At 71.6% G+C, this 16,224-nt stretch carries 15 protein-coding genes; 10 read left to right on the forward strand and 5 right to left on the reverse strand.

Annotation, left to right across the window (positions count from 1 at the left end; all coding sequences use genetic code 11):
• The first annotated feature begins 153 nt into the window (after positions 1 to 153).
• The 8 genes from AS594_RS06550 to AS594_RS06585 all read left to right on the forward strand — a co-directional run bounded on the left by AS594_RS06550 (position 154) and on the right by AS594_RS06585 (position 7,789).
• Positions 154 to 2,664 carry an SEC-C domain-containing protein gene (locus AS594_RS06550; protein WP_167367990.1) on the forward strand — a complete coding sequence of 837 codons (2,511 nt, stop codon included), beginning with the start codon at positions 154 to 156 and terminating at the stop codon, positions 2,662 to 2,664.
• Positions 2,661 to 3,083, forward strand: a complete 423-nt coding sequence (locus tag AS594_RS06555) for a hypothetical protein (protein WP_069926126.1) — start codon at positions 2,661 to 2,663, stop codon at positions 3,081 to 3,083. Before AS594_RS06550 ends, AS594_RS06555 begins: the two co-directional genes overlap by 4 nt.
• Positions 3,084 to 3,092: 9 nt before the next feature.
• Entirely contained in the window at positions 3,093 to 4,043 is a 951-nt protein-coding gene (locus AS594_RS06560) for a hypothetical protein (RefSeq protein ID WP_069926127.1), read from the forward strand.
• Positions 4,044 to 4,202: 159 nt separating this feature from the next.
• Positions 4,203 to 4,487 (forward strand): hypothetical protein, encoded by a 285-nt coding sequence (locus AS594_RS06565; RefSeq protein WP_069926128.1) that lies wholly within the window; start codon positions 4,203 to 4,205, stop codon positions 4,485 to 4,487.
• 225 nt (positions 4,488 to 4,712) lie between these two features.
• Complete coding sequence (locus tag AS594_RS06570; RefSeq protein ID WP_069930318.1) at positions 4,713 to 5,006, forward strand: hypothetical protein; 294 nt, start codon at positions 4,713 to 4,715, stop codon at positions 5,004 to 5,006.
• Between the two features lie 347 nt (positions 5,007 to 5,353).
• On the forward strand, positions 5,354 to 6,193 hold the full coding sequence (locus AS594_RS06575) for an ABC transporter substrate-binding protein (protein ID WP_069933298.1): 840 nt from the start codon (positions 5,354 to 5,356) through the stop codon (positions 6,191 to 6,193).
• Entirely contained in the window at positions 6,160 to 6,990 is an 831-nt protein-coding gene (locus tag AS594_RS06580; RefSeq protein WP_176733174.1) for an amino acid ABC transporter permease, read from the forward strand. The genes AS594_RS06575 and AS594_RS06580 overlap by 34 nt, the downstream gene beginning before the upstream one ends.
• 10 nt (positions 6,991 to 7,000) lie before the next feature.
• The gene (locus AS594_RS06585; RefSeq protein WP_069933297.1) at positions 7,001 to 7,789 is read left to right on the forward strand and encodes an amino acid ABC transporter ATP-binding protein; all 789 of its coding nucleotides are present in this window, start codon (positions 7,001 to 7,003) and stop codon (positions 7,787 to 7,789) included.
• A gap of 125 nt (positions 7,790 to 7,914) precedes the next feature.
• Here AS594_RS06585 and AS594_RS06590 read toward each other — a convergent pair whose 3' ends face one another.
• The 3 genes from AS594_RS06590 to AS594_RS06600 all read right to left on the reverse strand — a co-directional run bounded on the left by AS594_RS06590 (position 7,915) and on the right by AS594_RS06600 (position 12,091).
• On the reverse strand, positions 7,915 to 9,309 hold the full coding sequence (locus AS594_RS06590) for an amino acid permease (protein WP_079148263.1): 1,395 nt from the start codon (positions 9,307 to 9,309) through the stop codon (positions 7,915 to 7,917).
• Positions 9,310 to 9,377: 68 nt separating this feature from the next.
• On the reverse strand, positions 9,378 to 11,495 hold the full coding sequence (locus tag AS594_RS06595) for a phage holin family protein (RefSeq protein ID WP_069933296.1): 2,118 nt from the start codon (positions 11,493 to 11,495) through the stop codon (positions 9,378 to 9,380).
• 191 nt (positions 11,496 to 11,686) lie between these two features.
• The gene (locus AS594_RS06600) at positions 11,687 to 12,091 is read right to left on the reverse strand and encodes a hypothetical protein (protein ID WP_069933295.1); all 405 of its coding nucleotides are present in this window, start codon (positions 12,089 to 12,091) and stop codon (positions 11,687 to 11,689) included.
• A gap of 251 nt (positions 12,092 to 12,342) precedes the next feature.
• Between AS594_RS06600 and AS594_RS06605 the strand changes: the two genes are divergently transcribed.
• Both AS594_RS06605 and AS594_RS06610 read left to right on the forward strand, forming a co-directional pair.
• Complete coding sequence (locus tag AS594_RS06605) at positions 12,343 to 13,122, forward strand: MBL fold metallo-hydrolase (protein WP_069926134.1); 780 nt, start codon at positions 12,343 to 12,345, stop codon at positions 13,120 to 13,122.
• Positions 13,119 to 13,763, forward strand: a complete 645-nt coding sequence (locus AS594_RS06610; protein ID WP_240508956.1) for a DedA family protein — start codon at positions 13,119 to 13,121, stop codon at positions 13,761 to 13,763. The genes AS594_RS06605 and AS594_RS06610 overlap by 4 nt, the downstream gene beginning before the upstream one ends.
• Here the strand turns inward: AS594_RS06610 and AS594_RS06615 are convergent.
• Positions 13,749 to 14,840, reverse strand: coding sequence for an MBL fold metallo-hydrolase (locus AS594_RS06615; protein ID WP_107393218.1), 1,092 nt, complete (start codon positions 14,838 to 14,840; stop codon positions 13,749 to 13,751). The two genes, AS594_RS06610 and AS594_RS06615, sit on opposite strands and share 15 nt — an antisense overlap.
• Positions 14,841 to 14,878: 38 nt before the next feature.
• Positions 14,879 to 16,096: an aminotransferase class I/II-fold pyridoxal phosphate-dependent enzyme gene (locus AS594_RS06620; RefSeq protein WP_069933294.1), complete on the reverse strand. Its 1,218-nt coding sequence runs from the start codon at positions 16,094 to 16,096 to the stop codon at positions 14,879 to 14,881.
• Between the last annotated feature and the right edge of the window lie 128 nt (positions 16,097 to 16,224).

Below are 16,224 nucleotides of genomic sequence, written 5' to 3' on the forward strand. Positions count from 1 at the left end.
CACATGGGGCCTCAAATCCCAGGATGCCTGAGACAATCCCGACAGTGGGTCACTTTTCTCCGACGGGAAGGACCTGTCTGGATGTCAGCGGAGCATGAACCTGTCACCAGGGCGCCTCTCTTGACGGTCTGGTGGCTGCCTGCCGAGGAGTTCGTGCGTGTACGTCGGCTGTGGCCGGAATTCGACGCGGAGTGGGCGGGCGGCGATTTCAGCTCCTATTGCCTCCGCCATGAGGGGATACTCCGCGACCTCACCCCCCTCGCCGAGCGCTTCGCGATAGCGCGGGTGACGGTCGACGCCTATCTGTCGTGGTGCGACTCCGAGGAGCTCGTACCGTGGGTCGAGGACCACCTCACGCGCTACGCCGCGGAGGCCGAAAGCATCAGTATCGACTGGCCGCCACGGGCCGAGGCCCCTTGCTGGTGCGGCAGCGACAGAAGGTACGCGGACTGCTGCGGCATCCCTATCAGCGTCACGCCCCTTCGTGCTCAGTGGCTGTCGGGCCTCATCCATGAGTTCACGGCCAAGCAGACCTGGCATGCGACACGAGCTTTCGTCCTGCGGCACCCCGAGTTGCGGGAGGACGCCGCTGCCGAGGTTCTCACCCGGCTCCGGGTGCGGTACGCGCACAACTCCGCATCCGCCGACACACTGGACGGGGTACGGCGCCTTCTTGACCGTTGCCGTGAGGCCGGAACCGAGGTGGCGTTCGACGAACAGTTGAAGTGGAAGGTCGCCGACACCGAGGAGGTGCCGGAGCTGCTCGGCCGGGCCGTACGCGAGGTCGAGCACGCCCAGCGCCTCGCCGAGGCATCGCCGACCGAAGACACCCTGGGCGCAGTGGTCTCCGCCTGGCAGAGACAGGCAGAGACCGCCGACCTTCTTGGGCGTCCTGTGGGGGAACGGAGCACCAGTTGGCTCGGGCTCGCGGTGGCCTGTGTACGCCGCGGCGCGGTAACGAACAGTTTCGAGGACGCCGTGGCGGCCACCGAGGCGATGGGGCGCGTCATTGAGCAGCTGAGCCCCGACTCGCCGGAGCGGCTGGGCAGGACGACAGAGCACGCACAGCTGTACCGGTTCATGCGCCTGCGGGCCGAAACCGACGAATCGCTCGACCGCGTGGTCGACGCACTACGGCAAGACCTCGACGCCTGCCCCGAGCCGTTCAAAGCGCCCTACCTCGCCCCGCTCGCCGAAGCTCTACAGGACCGGTTCGAGCGTTGGGGCAGCCTGACTGATCTCGACCGCCAGATCGAGTCGTATCAGACGCTGTTACGCCTCAACGGGCCTGAGGACGAGCTGCATCTCCTCCACGCCAACCGACTGGGTCTGGCCCTGAGGCAGAGGTCGCTGCTGCGCTCCAACCTTCACGACCTGGATGAAGCGGTCCACGTGCTCGAGGCAGCCTCACGCCGGTCCACGAGGGCCTCCACGGAGGCCCTCGGCCTCGTGACGAACCTTGGGCTGTGCCTACGTCTGAGGTACGAGCACATGGGGCGGACCAGCGACCTCAACAACGCTGTCAGCGCACATCGGAACGTACTCGCTCTGTGCTCGGAAGACTCGGAATACCGCCCCTACGGGCTCAACAACCTGGGAGTCGTCCACTCCACTCGGTACCGGCGGCTGGGCGACATCGCAGACCTGGAGCGGTCCATCCAGCTGCTCCGGGAGAGCGTCGCACGGACTTCCGAAGGCGATCCGGTGCTCTGGGAACGCCTGCACAACCTCGCCGGGGCTCTCGTCGCCCAGGCCATCGAGAGGCCGACCGAAAAGAGCCTGGCGTCCGCCCTCGACACGGTCCACCGCGTCGCCGCGTGCGCACCTTCGGGGACTGTTCACCGCTTCCTCATACCAGGATGGCAGTCGTCCCTCCTGTCGAGGCGCTACCTGCTGCGCGGACAGATCTCCGACCTCGACTCCGCCATCACCTTCGGCGAACAGGCTCTTTCGGTTCTGCCCGCGGGCGCCGGCGAACGCGGCCGGCTCGTTGACGATCTAGGACACAGTCTGCTCGCCCGGTTCGAGCGGCAAGGCGTCCGAACCGACCTGGAAAGAGCTCTGGAGCTCTTCGAATTCGCACTCGCCGTCCCCCGGGCCCGCTGGCCGGGGCTCCCCGCGCAGCTGCGTGGCCTGGCCCGGGCGCTCACTCTCGCCGAGCAGAACGAGAGAGCCACCGAGATCTACCGGCTGGCGTCCTCAGACCCCGACCGCGGTGACCTGCGCTCCCGGTTCGCAGCCGCGTGCGACTGGGCGGTCCGGGCCGCCGCGAACGGTGACGGAGAACACACCGCAGAAGCGGCGCGTCACGCAAGCGTGTCCGCCAGGCGTATCACTCAGATTTGGTCAGAGGGCGGTACGGAATCGGCACACAAATTCGGCCATCTCATTCAGATGGCCGCCACCGTGCGTGAGGCTCTCGCAGGTTCGCTGTACGAGGGCCCCGCGATCGGCGAGTTCGCCGCCGTACACGCCCTGTTCAGCGACGCCGGTAGGGGCGGTCTTCCTGCGGCCGCCGACCCCGGCCTGTCCGAACGACTGCGTCAACTGGAACGGTCATCGCTCGACAGTGCCGGCTCCGCAAACGCGAGCGCCGCGCTGCGCGCCGCGTGGGCCGCGCTCGACCGCGCCAGCGTTACCGCGAGCCCGGGGAAGGAATCATGAGCCAAGAATCCCGAATCGTCGACGTCGCCGAGACCATCCTCAACGGACTGACAGAACTGACGGAGGAGAGCGAGGGGCAGGCGCTGGCCGGGCCGCTGGCCGCACTGACGGAGCGCGCGAGGACCGAGACCGATCCCGAGGCCCGGCTGAAGATCGAGGACGACTTGGTCGAGCTGCTCGCCTCCTCACCCGCGACCCGTGAGCGGCTGGACGAACTTCTCCCGGAGATCGACGGGGAGAAGAGCGCGGAGTCGCCGTACACCTTGGGCCGGCCCGTGGCGAAGGACCGCTGGGTCTGTCCGGAGGGCGGCTATGCCTGGGCCGTGCTCAGCGCCGACGATCCAGAAGTGCCACCGAGCCACTGCCCCGTCCACACCCACCTGCGGCTCGTCTTCCGGCCCGCGACCAGCTCGGACTAGGCGGCCCCCGTGCTCACACAATTCTGGAGCGGACTGGGTGGAAAGCTCGCCGAACGCTGGCTCGCCCTGCTGCTGTCACCGGCTCTGCTGTTCTGCGTGGCAGGGCTGGTCGCATGGAACTGGAAACGTACCGAGCCCTCGATCAGCCACGACGGATGGCACGCGGTCACCCAACACATGGGAGACCGGATGCAGGGGCTTCCGGTCATCGTGCAAGGGCTGCTCGTCGTGGTACCGCTCATCGGAGTCACACTGCTGGCCATGGCCGCCCAGCGGCTCTCCGTCCCGCTTGCGCGCCTCCTGTCCGGGCACTGGCCGCACCAGTTCGACCGTCTCTACGCACCGCTCCTGGCCCGGCGACGCACGCGGATCGCTCGCGACACCGAAAAACTGCGCCACCTGGCCGGCCTGAACCTCTCGGACCGCACCTGGCAGCAGAACCGCGACTACGCCGAGCTCGAGCGCCGCTACCTCCTCGTCCCCGCCGAACCCGGCCGTCAGCTCGCCACACGGCTGGGCAACACCCTGCGAGCGTTCGAGGACAGGCCCCGGACGCGCTACGGGTTGAGCACCGAGGTCTGCTGGCCACGGCTGTGGCTGCTGCTGCCCGATACCGCCAGACAGGAGATCACCGAAGCGCGGCTCCGGCTCAACCTCGCGCTGCAGAGCGTCCTTTGGGGCGCACTCCTCGTCCTCTGGACGCCGTGGGCCTGGTGGGCCCTGCCCGGCGGAGTCCTCGTCGCCGCCGGGGCCTACATCAGGGCACTGGGCGCCGCCGCTTCGTACGGCGAAGTGTTCGCATCCTGTTTCGACGTGCACCGCGGTTTGCTCTACCAGGCGCTGCGGTGGCCGCTTCCGCAGTCGCCCGCCCAGGAGCGGGAGAGCGGGTTCGCCCTGTCCCGCTATATCGAGAACGGGTCCAAGGCGGCCGAGCCCCCCTTTGTCGCGCCTCTCGAATGACCGGGCCGGGGGTGAACCGTGGGACTTCTCCCGTCCTACTCCGTATGGCACGGGGCGGAATGCCGCCGAGGGGCCGGCGTGGTGTGCTGGTCGCGGGCACAGGCCGCCGGTGGGGCGGCGGGGAGGGAACCGGACCTGTTCACACGGAGGAGACCCCCGATGGCGATTTTCATGCAGGCCGAACTGGCGGGCGTGACGACCGAGCAGTACGACAAGCTGAACGCCAAGCTTCAGTCGCTTCCCGGCAACCCCTTCGAGGGGTGCCTGGCGCACGTCGCCGTTCCGACGGCCTCCGGACTCCAGATCTTCGACCTGTGGGAGTCCGAGCAGGCTCTCCAGCGGTTCAACGAGGTCGTCATGCCGGTGGCGTCGGAGGTCGGCATCCCGCAGGGCGGCACGCCGAAGACGGGGCAGGTGCACAACTACTGGGTGCCGGGAGCGTAGCCCCCGGGGACCGGGGCGGGCGCTCCGCGACCTGCTGGGCCGGTTGGGACGGGGGCGGGAGGCGCGGGCGGAGTTCGAGCGGGCGGCTTCACTGACCCGCAACGCCCGGGAACGCGAACTGCTGTTGAAGCGGGCCGACACGGTGGGGACGCGAACCGAGTACAAGATCATTTGCGATATAGTTACCGACAGGTAATGACCGACCTGCACCAGGGGGAAGCTCTCATGCTTCGACGTATTTCCACGATCGCCGTGACCGCCGCGATGACCGGTGGCGTTCTTCTCACGGCTCTGCCGGCGCACGCCGCCACGACCGCCGGCGTGCACACCATGGCCGCTCGCGGGGGCGGCATCACCGTCAACATCGAAGAGCTGCGCAAGCAGTCCGCCGACCTGAAGGCCAAGGCCGCCCAGCTGGACCGGATGGGCGAGCCCGCGGCGGCGAAGCGCGCCCGCGCCCAGGCCGCGGCGATCGACCGGCGGATCAAGCAGCTCATCGACGCCGAGAACAACGTGTAGTTCGCACCGCACACACCGTCGCCCGCCCCGGATCCACCGGGGCGGGCGTCGTTGTGGGCCGGCGCCGGCACCGCCCGGCGGACCGCGCTCGGACCGTCGTCCTCGGGCGAGGCCGGCCCCGGCCACGACGCCGCCGCCGGGCGGGCACGGCGCGTACGGCATGTGGGCCCGACGCGTACGGCATGCGGTGCCGCGTCGCGCGCATGAGACCCGGCGGGAGGGGAATGGGACCTCGGCATAGTCCAGGCCGTGAGAAGAGGTCCGCGAAGGCCGGGTCACTGGCTTACGATCACCGCTGACGACTCGGTTCCCCCGCCGACGTCCGCCCCGCCCCATGGAGGTCAACCGTGTCCAGGACGGCCAAGGGCCACCGCGCCCGCACCATCCGCACCCTCGCCGCCGGCGCCGCAGCCGCCGGGCTGTTCGTCGCCACCGGCTGTTCTTCGGGTGACGACGGCCCCGGCGAGGCGGCCGGCGGCGTACCGGTGGTCGAGAAGGGCAAGCTCACCACCTGCACCCATCTGCCGTATCCGCCCTTCCAGTCGGAGCAGGGCGGCGAGGTCGTCGGCTTCGACGTGGCACTCGTCGACCTCGTGGCCAAGAACCTGAAGGTCGAGCAGGAGATCCTCGACACGCCGTTCGAGAACTTCAAAACCGGCGCCTTCCTCAACTCCGGCGAGTGCGACCTCGCCGCCGCCGGCATGACCATCACCGACGAGCGCAAGAAGAACGTCGACTTCTCCGTCCCGTACTTCGACGCCACTCAGGCGCTGCTCGCCTCGAAGAAGAGCGGCGTCACCACGCTGGACGAGGTCAAGTCCGGGAAGAAGAAGCTCGGAGCGCAGGCGGAGACGACCGGCGAGAGCTACGCGAAGAGCCAGGGCTTCGACCCGGTCGCGTTCGAGAGTTCCGACGCCGTACTGAACGGGCTGCGCACCGGCCAGGTCGACGCCGTCGTCATCGACTACCCCGTCGTCCAGGGATGGCTCAAGGACAAGGCCAACGCCGACCAGTTCGTCCTGGGCCAGAACATCGAGACCGGTGAGCAGTACGGGTTCTCGGTGAAGAAGGGCAACACCAAGCTGAAGGCCGCCATCGACAAGGCCATCACCGACGCGAAGGCCGACGGCACGTACAAGAAGCTGTACGAGCAGTGGATCGGACCGATGCCCAAGGCCCAGTCGTGACCTCTCGCCTCTCGAGGCGGCAGCGGCGCCGTATCTCCCAGGGCGTCCAGTACGCCCTCTTCGTGGCGGCTCTGGTCCTGGTCGGTGTGCTGGCCGACTGGGACCGCCTCCAGAACCAGTTCGCGCAGAAGGATCTCGTAGCGGAGCTCTTCCCGGAGATCATCACCACCGCGTTGCGCAACACGGTGGTGTATACGCTCTCCGGGTTCGCGTTCGGGCTCGTACTGGGCCTGATCGTCGCGCTGATGCGGCTGTCGTCCGTGGCCCCCTACCGGTGGCTCGCGAGCGTCTACATCGAGTTCTTCCGCGGTCTGCCCGCCCTGCTGATCCTCATCTTCGTGGGCGTCGCGGTACCGCTGGCGTTCCCGGGGACCGAGATTCCGGGCGGTACGTACGGAAAGGTCGCCCTGGGTCTGGGGCTGGTCGCCGCCGCCTACATGGCCGAGACCATCAGGGCGGGCATCCAGGCCGTGCCCAAGGGGCAGATGGAGGCCGCGCGTTCGCTGGGCTTCTCGCACGCCCGGGCGATGGTGTCGGTGATCATCCCGCAGGCGTTCCGCATCGTGATCCCGCCGCTGACCAACGAACTCGTCCTGCTGTTCAAGGACTCCTCGCTGGTGCTGTTCCTCGGCATCACCCTCGACGAGAGGGAGCTGACGAAGTTCGGCCGGGACCTGGCCAGCCAGACCGCCAACTCCACCCCGATCCTGGTCGCCGGGCTCTGCTACCTCATCGTGACGGTGCCGCTGAGCTTCCTCGTGCGCCGGCTCGAGGCCCGTGCCGACAAGGCCAAGTGAGGACGAGCAGATGCCACAGCCCGAGATCGAGATCCGCGGTCTGCACAAGGCGTTCGGAGACAACCACGTCCTGCGCGGTATCGACCTCGACGTCGCCCGCGGCGACGTCGTCTGCGTCATCGGGCCCTCCGGGTCCGGCAAGTCGACGCTGCTGCGCTGCGTGAACCTGCTGGAGGAGCCCAGTTCGGGCACGGTCTTCGTGGGCGGCACGGAGGTCACCGACATCGAGGTCGACATCGACGCGGTACGCCGCCGGATCGGCATGGTCTTCCAGCAGTTCAATCTCTTCCCGCACGTCACCGTGACGGAGAACCTCGTCCTTCCCCAGCGGCGCGTGCTCGGCCGGGGCAAGGCCGAGGCCGCGAAGGTCGCCCGGGAGAACCTGGAGCGCGTCGGGCTGGCCGACAAGGCCGACGCCTATCCGGCGCAGCTGTCCGGCGGGCAGCAGCAGCGGGTGGCCATCGCACGGGCGCTGTCCATGGGGCCCGAGGTGATGCTCTTCGACGAGCCGACGTCCGCGCTGGACCCCGAACTGGTCGGTGACGTGCTCTCCGTCATGCGGGTGCTCGCCTCGGAGGGCATGACGATGATGGTCGTCACCCATGAGATGAGCTTCGCGCGGGAGGTGGCCGACCGCGTCGTGTTCATGGACGGCGGGGTGATCGTGGAGGAGGGTCCGGCCGCGCAGGTCGTGGGCGACCCCCGGCACCCGCGCACCCGCGACTTCCTCAACCGCATCCTGGACCCGTCCGCCGCCGAGGCGCCCGGCGCGGACGCGGGCGGCCCCGCGGCGGACTGACCGCCCAGCGGGGTTCGGCGGCCCGTCGGCCACCCAGCGGGGTTCGGCGGCCCGTCCGGCAGCGGTGCGACGGGGCGTCCGGAGGGTCCGGCTCCGGGCGCCGGGAGAGCCGGCCACGCGGTCTGTCAGGCCGCCGCCCCGGTCCTGCCGCTGTTCCGGTTCCTGCGGGCCGAGATGCACGCGTGGACCAGCACCCCGGCGAACAGGAAGAGCACGCCCTGGTACACCGCCGCGTAGCCCGAGCCCGCCACCAGCCACATCGAGAAACCGGCGGCCAGCGACGCAAGGACCGCGTCGCGGATCAGGCGGGGGCGGTTGACGCCGGCGGAGCGCCCGGAGGCCAGGAAGTAGATCTGGGCGGCGGTCGCCAGGAGGTAGGGGACGGTCGCCGTGAACGTCGTGACCAGGACGAGGGTCTCGAAGACGCCCTCGGGACCCGCCGTGTAGTTGTAGACCGTCAGGAGTGAGGCGAGGACGGCCGTGACCAGGACGCCGGCCGTCGGGACACCGCGCCGCTTCCTGGCGAACACCGCCGGGAACAGGCCGTCCTTCGCCGCCGCGTACGGTGTCTGCGCGCTCAGCAGCGTCCAGCCGTTCAGCGCGCCGGTCATGGACACCAGGGCGGCGCAGGCGACGGCGGCGCCGCCCCACGTACCGCCGAACATCGCGTTCACGGCGTCGGAGAAGGGCGCGGTCGAACCGATCAGCTTGTCGTGGGCGACGGTGCCGAAGACCGCGAGCGTACCCAGCAGGTAGACGAACGCGGCACCGAGCGTGCCGAGGATCGTGGCGCGGCCGACGTTGCGCCGGGGGTCTCGGACCTCTCCCGCGCTGACGGCGGCGGACTCCACGCCGAGGTAGCTGAAGAGCAGGATGGCCGCCGAGGCGGAGATCGCGCCGAACGGGCCGGCGTCACCCGCCTGGAAGGGGCCGAGGTTCGAGGGGTCGAAGAGGAAGAGGCCGCCGACGGCGACCAGCAGCAGAGGGGCGAACTTCAGCACCGTCGAGACCAGCTGGACCGCGCCGACGTACCGGGTGCCGGCCAGGTTCGCCAGCGCGGGCAGCCACTGGATCACCAGGGCGGCGGTGATCGTGGCGGCGACCGAGCCGTGGAGGGGGAGCAGGACGTCGAGGTATCCGACGGCGGCCACCGCGAGCGCCGCGTTCGAGACCCAGGTGGTGATCCAGTAGCTCCAGGCGGTGAGGAAGCCGGCGAAGTCGCCGAACGCCTCGCGGGCGTAGACGTACGGCCCGCCGGTCCGCGGGTGCTGCTCGGCGAGACGTCCGAAGACCAGCGCGAGCGCGATCGCGCCGAGGGTCAGCACACCGAAGGCGACCAGGCTGATGGTGCCGAAGGGGGCGACGGAGGCGGGCAGCAGGAAGATTCCGCCGCCGATGATGTTGCCCATGACCAGGGCGGTCGCGACCGGCAGTCCGAAGCGCCGGGCGTGCTTGCCGGGGGCGTCGCCGGTGTCGTGCGAGGCCGTGAGCTCGGGGGATGGGGTGGCCAGGGTGGTCATGGGGTGCTGTGCGCCTCTCTCCGTACCAAAACCTGACCATGTTCTGGTATGGGGAACAGTGCACCAAATCAGGCGGATTTATCCTGTACGGCGCCGCCAGAAACCGGAAAAGATCCTTCCGCTTCTGTTTCAGGCCGTGGATTCTCCGCCGGAGCCCCTGCCGCCACCACCGGCACCTGCGGCCCCTGGCACTCCCTCAGCCACCGCCGCAGCACGTGGTGCACCTGCTCGGCGCCCACGAGTTCCTGACCGCCCGCGACGGGCGGGGAAAGGGTGTACGGGGAAAGGAGGAACGGCCGGCCCTGTTCGCCGCCCAGCCCGCCGTGCGAGCCGATCTGCTCCTCGAAGGCGTGCACCCGGCCCGTGTCGGGATCGTGCCAGGAGTTGACCATGATGTCCGCGACGTGCGGGAAGCCGGAGGTCCTGCGTACCGCGTCGGCGGCGCCCGCGCCGAACACCGCCAGCGGGCGCGCGTCCCCCGCCGGCCCACCGTCGCCGCTGTCGTCCAGCCGGTGTTCGGCTCCGCCGGCCCCCAGCACCAGCGCTCCGTGCTCCTCGCTCCGTACGAGCAGGAAGCCGATCCCGGGATGGTTCGCGAGCGTCGTCAGCAGCGCCGGGTGCCGGCGGTCCAGCTGTTCGCGCGTGGCCCGTCCCGGGGTGTCGGGGAAGGAGATCAGCCCCAGGTTGCCCGAGGCCAGCACGACCGGATCGGACCCGGGCTCCGGGTGCTCCGGCTCCTCCTCGTCGTCGGGCACCGGCCGGTGCAGCGCGGTCCGTACGGCGTCGCGGGCCTCGGAGGCGCTGGTGGTGCGCGCCGCGTGGCGCGGCACGGGCAGCCCGCAGCCGGCCCTGACGAGATTGGCGAGGGTGAGCCCGTACGCCGACTGGAAAGTCTCCCCCGGGCTCTGCCCGTGGTCCGACAGGAGCACGATCCGGTACGCGCGCGGAGCGTGCTCGGCCACCTTCGCCACCAGCTCCAGCGACCGGTCGAGCCGCTCCAGGACCTTCAGCGCGTCCGTGCTGTGCGGTCCGGAGTGGTGCGCCACTTCGTCGTACGCCACCAGGTCGGCGTAGACGGCCGTACGTCCGGCGAGCATATCGCCGAGGACGGCGGCGACCACGATGTCCCGCTGGACGACGGTCGCGAAGGCCCGGATGAAGGGGTAGAGGCCGCCGCGCTTGACCCGGGGGCTGTCGCCGCGCAGCCGCGCGCGGGTGGACTGGACGATCTCCCGGACGACTTCGGCGACGAAGGAGAGCGCCGTGCGGACGGCGTTGGCCGGGTCGGAGAAGTACGCGAAGTAGCCGGCGCGGGAGCGGTTGGACCTGCCTCGGCGGGCTGCGATCGACAGGACGAGGGCGAGCTGGTCGGCGCCGCCGCTGAAGAGGTTGCCCCGGCTGGCGCCGTCGAGGGTGAGCAGCCCGCCGTCTCCGGTACGGGCGACCGCGCGGCGCTGCATCAGTGCGGCGCTGGCCGGGCGGCTGGAGACCACGACCTCCCCGCTCTCCTTCTCGTACCAGCGGAAGGCGGGGATGTCGTGGTTCGAGCCGTGCAGTATGCCGAGCTGGCTGGCGCCGGTCTGGCTGGACCAGTCGGTGCGCCACGGGGTCAGCCGGTGCGTGGGTTCCGCACCGTCGAGCCAGCTCGCCACGGTCGGCATCAGGCCGTCGGCGACGGCTTGGAGCAGGACGTCGTGGCCGACGCCGTCGAGCTGGAGGAAGAGCGTCCCGGGCAGGCCGTGGCGCCCGTCGTCGCCGCCCTGCCGGCCGCGGCGGTGGGCGAGCCGGGAGAGCCTGCGCCGGTACGCGTCGTCGTCGCGTACGGCGAGGGCGGCGGAGGTCGCCGAGGCGACAGCGGACATGACGGCGGCGACGACGACCGCGGTCTCCGGCTCGGCCTCGCCCCGCCCGTCGGGGATGAGACTGAGCGCGACGAGCAGCAGCGAGCCGTTGAGGAAGAAGACGAGCAGGCCGAGGACGAGTGCGGGGACGAGCAGGAGCGCCCGTACCGCAAGGGGCCACACCAGCGCGACGAGGAGCCCGAACGCGCCAGCGCCCCAGACCGCGGTGAGCGCGACCCGGGTGATGCTGTCGCCGTCGTCGGCCTTGAGCTGGAAGTCCGGCAGGAGGCCGGCCAGCACCAGCATCGTGAGCGTCGAGACGGCCCACACCGTGATCACGCGCAACACAGCGCTGCCCGCCCTGCGCCACCGCCGTCGGACCACGCCGTCCCCACCTCACGTCCCGGCCGCCCTCGGGCCCGCACCCGGGGCCCGCTCCCTCTCCAGCGTGGCACAACGGGACGGGGTGACCGGGCCCCGATGCGGTGACCGGCAACCGGTAGCCGTCAGAAGAGGGCCGAGGTGTTCAGAAGAGGTCAGCAGCCGTCATAACCAGCCGTCGGCATCGACAGTCGCCGGTGTACGGCGGCCTTCGCCGCGGCGCTGTACGCGGGCTCGTCGAGGCCGGCCGTCTCCAGCCGTACGCCCCGGCGCTCGCACTCGGCGGAGAACTCCCGCACGGACGTCAGGGCCCGCGCCAGCACCCGCTCGTTGGCGGCGAGGAAGAGATCCACGGCGCCCGCGTCGACGTCCGCCCACAGCGCCCGGTGGTCGGGGCGCATGCCGTAGCAGAGCAGCTGGCGGGTGACGGCGTACCCCTTGTCGGCGGCCCAGCGCGCGCACATCGCCTGCTGGCCGCGGGTGTCCACCAGGAACGGATCGCTGTCGAGCTCCTCCAGCGGGGTCAGGCTGGCGATGACCGCCACTCGTACGTCGTCCACGCCCCCGCCTCCCGCCGCGCCTGCTGTCGCCGCAGACCCTACTCCCGTCGGCTCCGCGAAGGACTCCCCCCAACGAGGTACGGCGCACGGGTACGGCCCGCGAGGTATGGCGCACGGGTACGGCGCACGAGGTACGGCGCACCCGCCCGGCACCGCCGGCCCTCGTGGCACCGGAGTCGCCGCTCGTACGGTCCCGCCCACCGGCAGCGCCTACGCTCGTAGGAGCGACAGACCTGGCGAGGAGGCCGTTCGTGGCGGTGGAGATCACCTGGTGGGGGCATGCCACCTGTACGGTCGCGGATTCCGGGGCCCGGGTGCTGACCGATCCCCTGTTCGCGCGGCGCCTCGCCCATCTGCGCCGCAGGCGCGGGGCGCTGCCGCCGCCCGAGGCCGCCCGGGCCGACGCCGTGCTCGTCTCGCACCTGCACAGCGACCATCTGCACCTGCCGTCGCTGGGACGCCTCGCGCCCGGTACCGAGCTGATCGTGCCGCGCGGGGCCGGGCGTGCCGTGCCCGCGCTGCGCAGGCTCTCCGGGCAGGGGCTGCGCGTCACCGAGGTGGGGCCGGGCGACGAGGTACGGGTGAAGGACCTGGTCGTACGGGCCGTCCCGGCGCTGCACGACGGCCGGCGGCTGCCGTTCGGGCCGCACCGCACCGCCGCGCTCGGATACGTCGTCACCGGTGAGGCGCGTACGTACTTCGCCGGGGACACCGGGCTCTTCGACGACATGGCCGACGCCGTGGGGCCGGTGGACGTGGCGCTGCTGCCGGTCGGCGGCTGGGGGCCGTTCCTGGGGCACGGGCACCTGGACGCGCGGCGGGCGGCCCAGGCACTCGCGCTGATCGCGCCACGCGCGGCCGTGCCGGTGCACTACGGGACGTACTGGCCGATCGGGATGGACGGAATCAGGCCGCACGAGTTCCACTCGCCGGGCGACGAGTTCGTACGGCAGGCGGCGCGGCTGGCGCCGGAGGTCGCGGTGCACCGGCTCGGGCACGGCGAGAGTGTCCGGCCGGAGGCCATCCGGTGATCAACAGTGGCCTGGTCGGGACCGCGCAGGAAGTGGTGGGCCGGGTCGGTGAGGTTCCCCCGGAGTCGACGCAGCAGGCGGTGGGTTATCCGGCGCTGTTCGTACTGGTGCTGCTGGGGTCGTTGGTGCCGGTGGTACCAACGGGCGCGCTGGTGAGCACGGCCGCCGTGGTGGCGTTCCACCACAGCGACCCGTTCGCGCTGCTCGTCGTCTTCGCGCTGGCGGCTTCGGCCGCCTTCCTCGGAGACATCGGCCTGTACTGGCTCGGCCTGCGCGGGGTCCGCTCGAAGAACGGCTCGCGCCGGCTGGAGTCACTGCGCGCCCGGGCCGCACCCGACCGGCTCGAACAGGCGCAGCGCAGACTCCACGCGCACCGGGCGCAGGTCCTGGTGCTCTCCCGGCTCATCCCGGCCGGGCGGATTCCGGTGATGGTCGCGTGCCTGCTGTCGCGGATGCCGATGCGCCGGTTCGCCCGGGGCGACGTACCCGCCGCTCTCGCCTGGGCCGCGGCGTACCAGCTGATCGGCATCCTCGGCGGCTCGCTCTTCCCCGAGCCGTGGCAGGGCGTGGTCGCGGCGGTGGCGCTGACGCTGGTGATCAGCGGGGCGCCGGCCGTGTGGCGCCGGCTACGGGGTACTTAGCGGCCCCGCGGCGCGGTCGGGCCGGGGCTCCAGTAGGCGCGAGCCGCCGATCGGCAGGTCCCACAGCCGGTCGCGCGGCCGGCCCGCCTTCTGCCAGGCCGCCCGTACCCGGGTCAGCGGCTCCAGGACCGGCTCCGCGGACAGGACGAACGTCCCCCAGTGCATGGGCGCCATGCGCGCCGCGCCCAGGTCCTCGCACGCCTGCACGGCCTCTTCGGGGTCCGCGTGCACGTCGCTGAGCCACCAGCGGGGGTCGTACGCTCCGACCGGGAGCAGTGCGAGGTCGATGCCGGGGTGGCGGGCGCCGATCTCGCGGAACCAGTGGCCGTATCCGGTGTCGCCCGCGAAGTACACCCGCTGCCCGCGGCCCTGTTGGTCGCTGAGCACCCAACCGCCCCACAGCGAGCGGCAGGTGTCGGTCAGCGAGCGCTTGCTCCAGTGGTGGGCGGGGACGAAGTCGAAGCGGACACCGCCCAGTTCGGCGCCCTCCCACCAGTCCAGCTCCGTGACCCGGGTGAAGCCGCGTCGGCGGCACCAGCGGGCCAGCCCGGCCGGGACGAAGAGCGGCGTGTCGTGCGGGAGGCGCTTGAGGGTGGGGGCGTCGAGGTGGTCGTAGTGGTTGTGGCTGATGACCACGGCGTCGATCTGCGGCAGATCCTCCCAGCGGACGCCGACGGGGGTGACGCGGGCGGGCGTACCGAGGATCTTCTGCGACCAGACGGGATCGGTGAGGACGGTGAGCCCGCCTATGCGTACCACCCAACTCGCGTGGCCCGCCCAGGTGACGGCGAGCGTGGTGACGTCCGCGGCGGGCAGCGGGCCCGGCTCGTAGGGCACCAGCGCGATGTCACGCAGTCCCTCGGGGCCGGGCCGCAGGGCGCCCTCGCGGGCGAGTCTGGCGAACGCCTTGACGCCCGGGAGCGGGGTGGTGAGACGGTCGGCGAACGACCGGGGCCAGGCGCGGATCTCACCCAGGGGGCGGGGCGGAGCGAGCGTGCCGGAGCCGGCGGGAGAGCGTACGGACTGCTGCTCGGGCTGCTCAGCGGGCCGATCGATCTGCTGCTGCGTCTCCGTCATCAAGGGTGCTCCGTTCGGTGGCGTAAACCGGCTTGGGGTCAGCGAAGTTCGTCGAAGGCGTTGGCGAACGTGGTCAAAGCCCTGGCCACGTGCGGCAGTTCCAGAGGATCCGCCGACGTGAGGGACTCCAGACACTGCTCCGGGGTTGCCCCGAGCAGGGGGGCGGTCGCGAGCCGCACGCGCAGCGCGCCCATCTCGTCGCCGAACCGGTGCCCGCCGGGGACGGCGGCGCCGAGACGTGCGGTCAAGTACTCCTCCAGGTCCATGGAGTCGGTGACATCCCGGGCGGCGAGGCCGGCGCGCAGCGGTCCGAGGTCGGCGTACAGGTGGCGGCCGGCCTGCGGCGGGCGGGCGAGCGCACCGGAGGCGAGGACCGCGCGGTGCGCGGCGGCGGCCAGGCGCGCGTGCAGCGCGGCGGCGGTGCGCAGCCGGACGGCGACCGGCTCGGGCTCGGCGAGCGCGTACGTCGCCGCCTCGGCCACCGGCCCCGCCACGACGGCGCCGATCGCGGTCAGCAGGTCGAGGGTCCTGGCGTGCAGCGCGGCGCCGTAGCCGGTGAGCGGGCAGCGGGCGACGGCGGCGGGCCAGCTCGCCGGGGTGTACGCCCCGGCGAGGTCGGCGAGTACGGTCACCTGGCCCGGGAACATCTCGGCGGGGCTGACGAACACCGTCTCCTGCGGGCGGTGCAGCGTGTCGCCCCAGGTCTCGTCGCTGATGATGTGCAGGCCCTCGGAGACGGCCGCCTCGCAGACCTCGTGCACGAGTTCGGGCGGGGCGACGGTGGCGGTCGGGTCGTCGGGGACGCAGAGCAGCAGCAGGCGCGGATCGCCGCCCTCGTCGCGGACCCGCCGTACGGTCTCCAGCAGCGCGAACGGATCGGTCACTCCGCCGCACTCGGCCGGCGTGGGCACGTGGTAGGCGGCCCGTCCGAGCATCGTTGCCTGCGGCACCCACGAGGCGGGGCAGGGGCGCGGCAGCAGGACGTCGCCCCCGACGGCGGCCATCAGCGCGAACAGCAGCGGCTGGGCGCCGGAGGCGACCGCGACGCACCGCGTCTCGGCGTGGAGTCCGCGCCGCAGCCAGTACGCGGCGGCGGCTGCGCACAGGGCGGGGCCGCCGCCCGGGGGCTCGGCGTGGATGCGTCCGGCGGCGGAGGCGAGGACCGCGGACAGCTCCGGCGGTACCGGCAGGCCCGGGCCGGGGGCGGGCGGCCCGAACCGCACGGGTCCGCGCCCTTCCTCGACCGTCCGCTGCATGCGGTCACCTCCACGCCGATCCGCTGGCCCTGTATACGGTTATACGGGTGGTTCCGGTGCGGCGCTTGTGGGGCGGGACCCGCCGGGGCTGTGCCCCTCGGCCCCGGTCCGCTCGGCACCGGGCGGGC

This window comes from Streptomyces agglomeratus, assembly GCF_001746415.1.
Lineage (GTDB): Bacteria > Actinomycetota > Actinomycetes > Streptomycetales > Streptomycetaceae > Streptomyces > Streptomyces agglomeratus.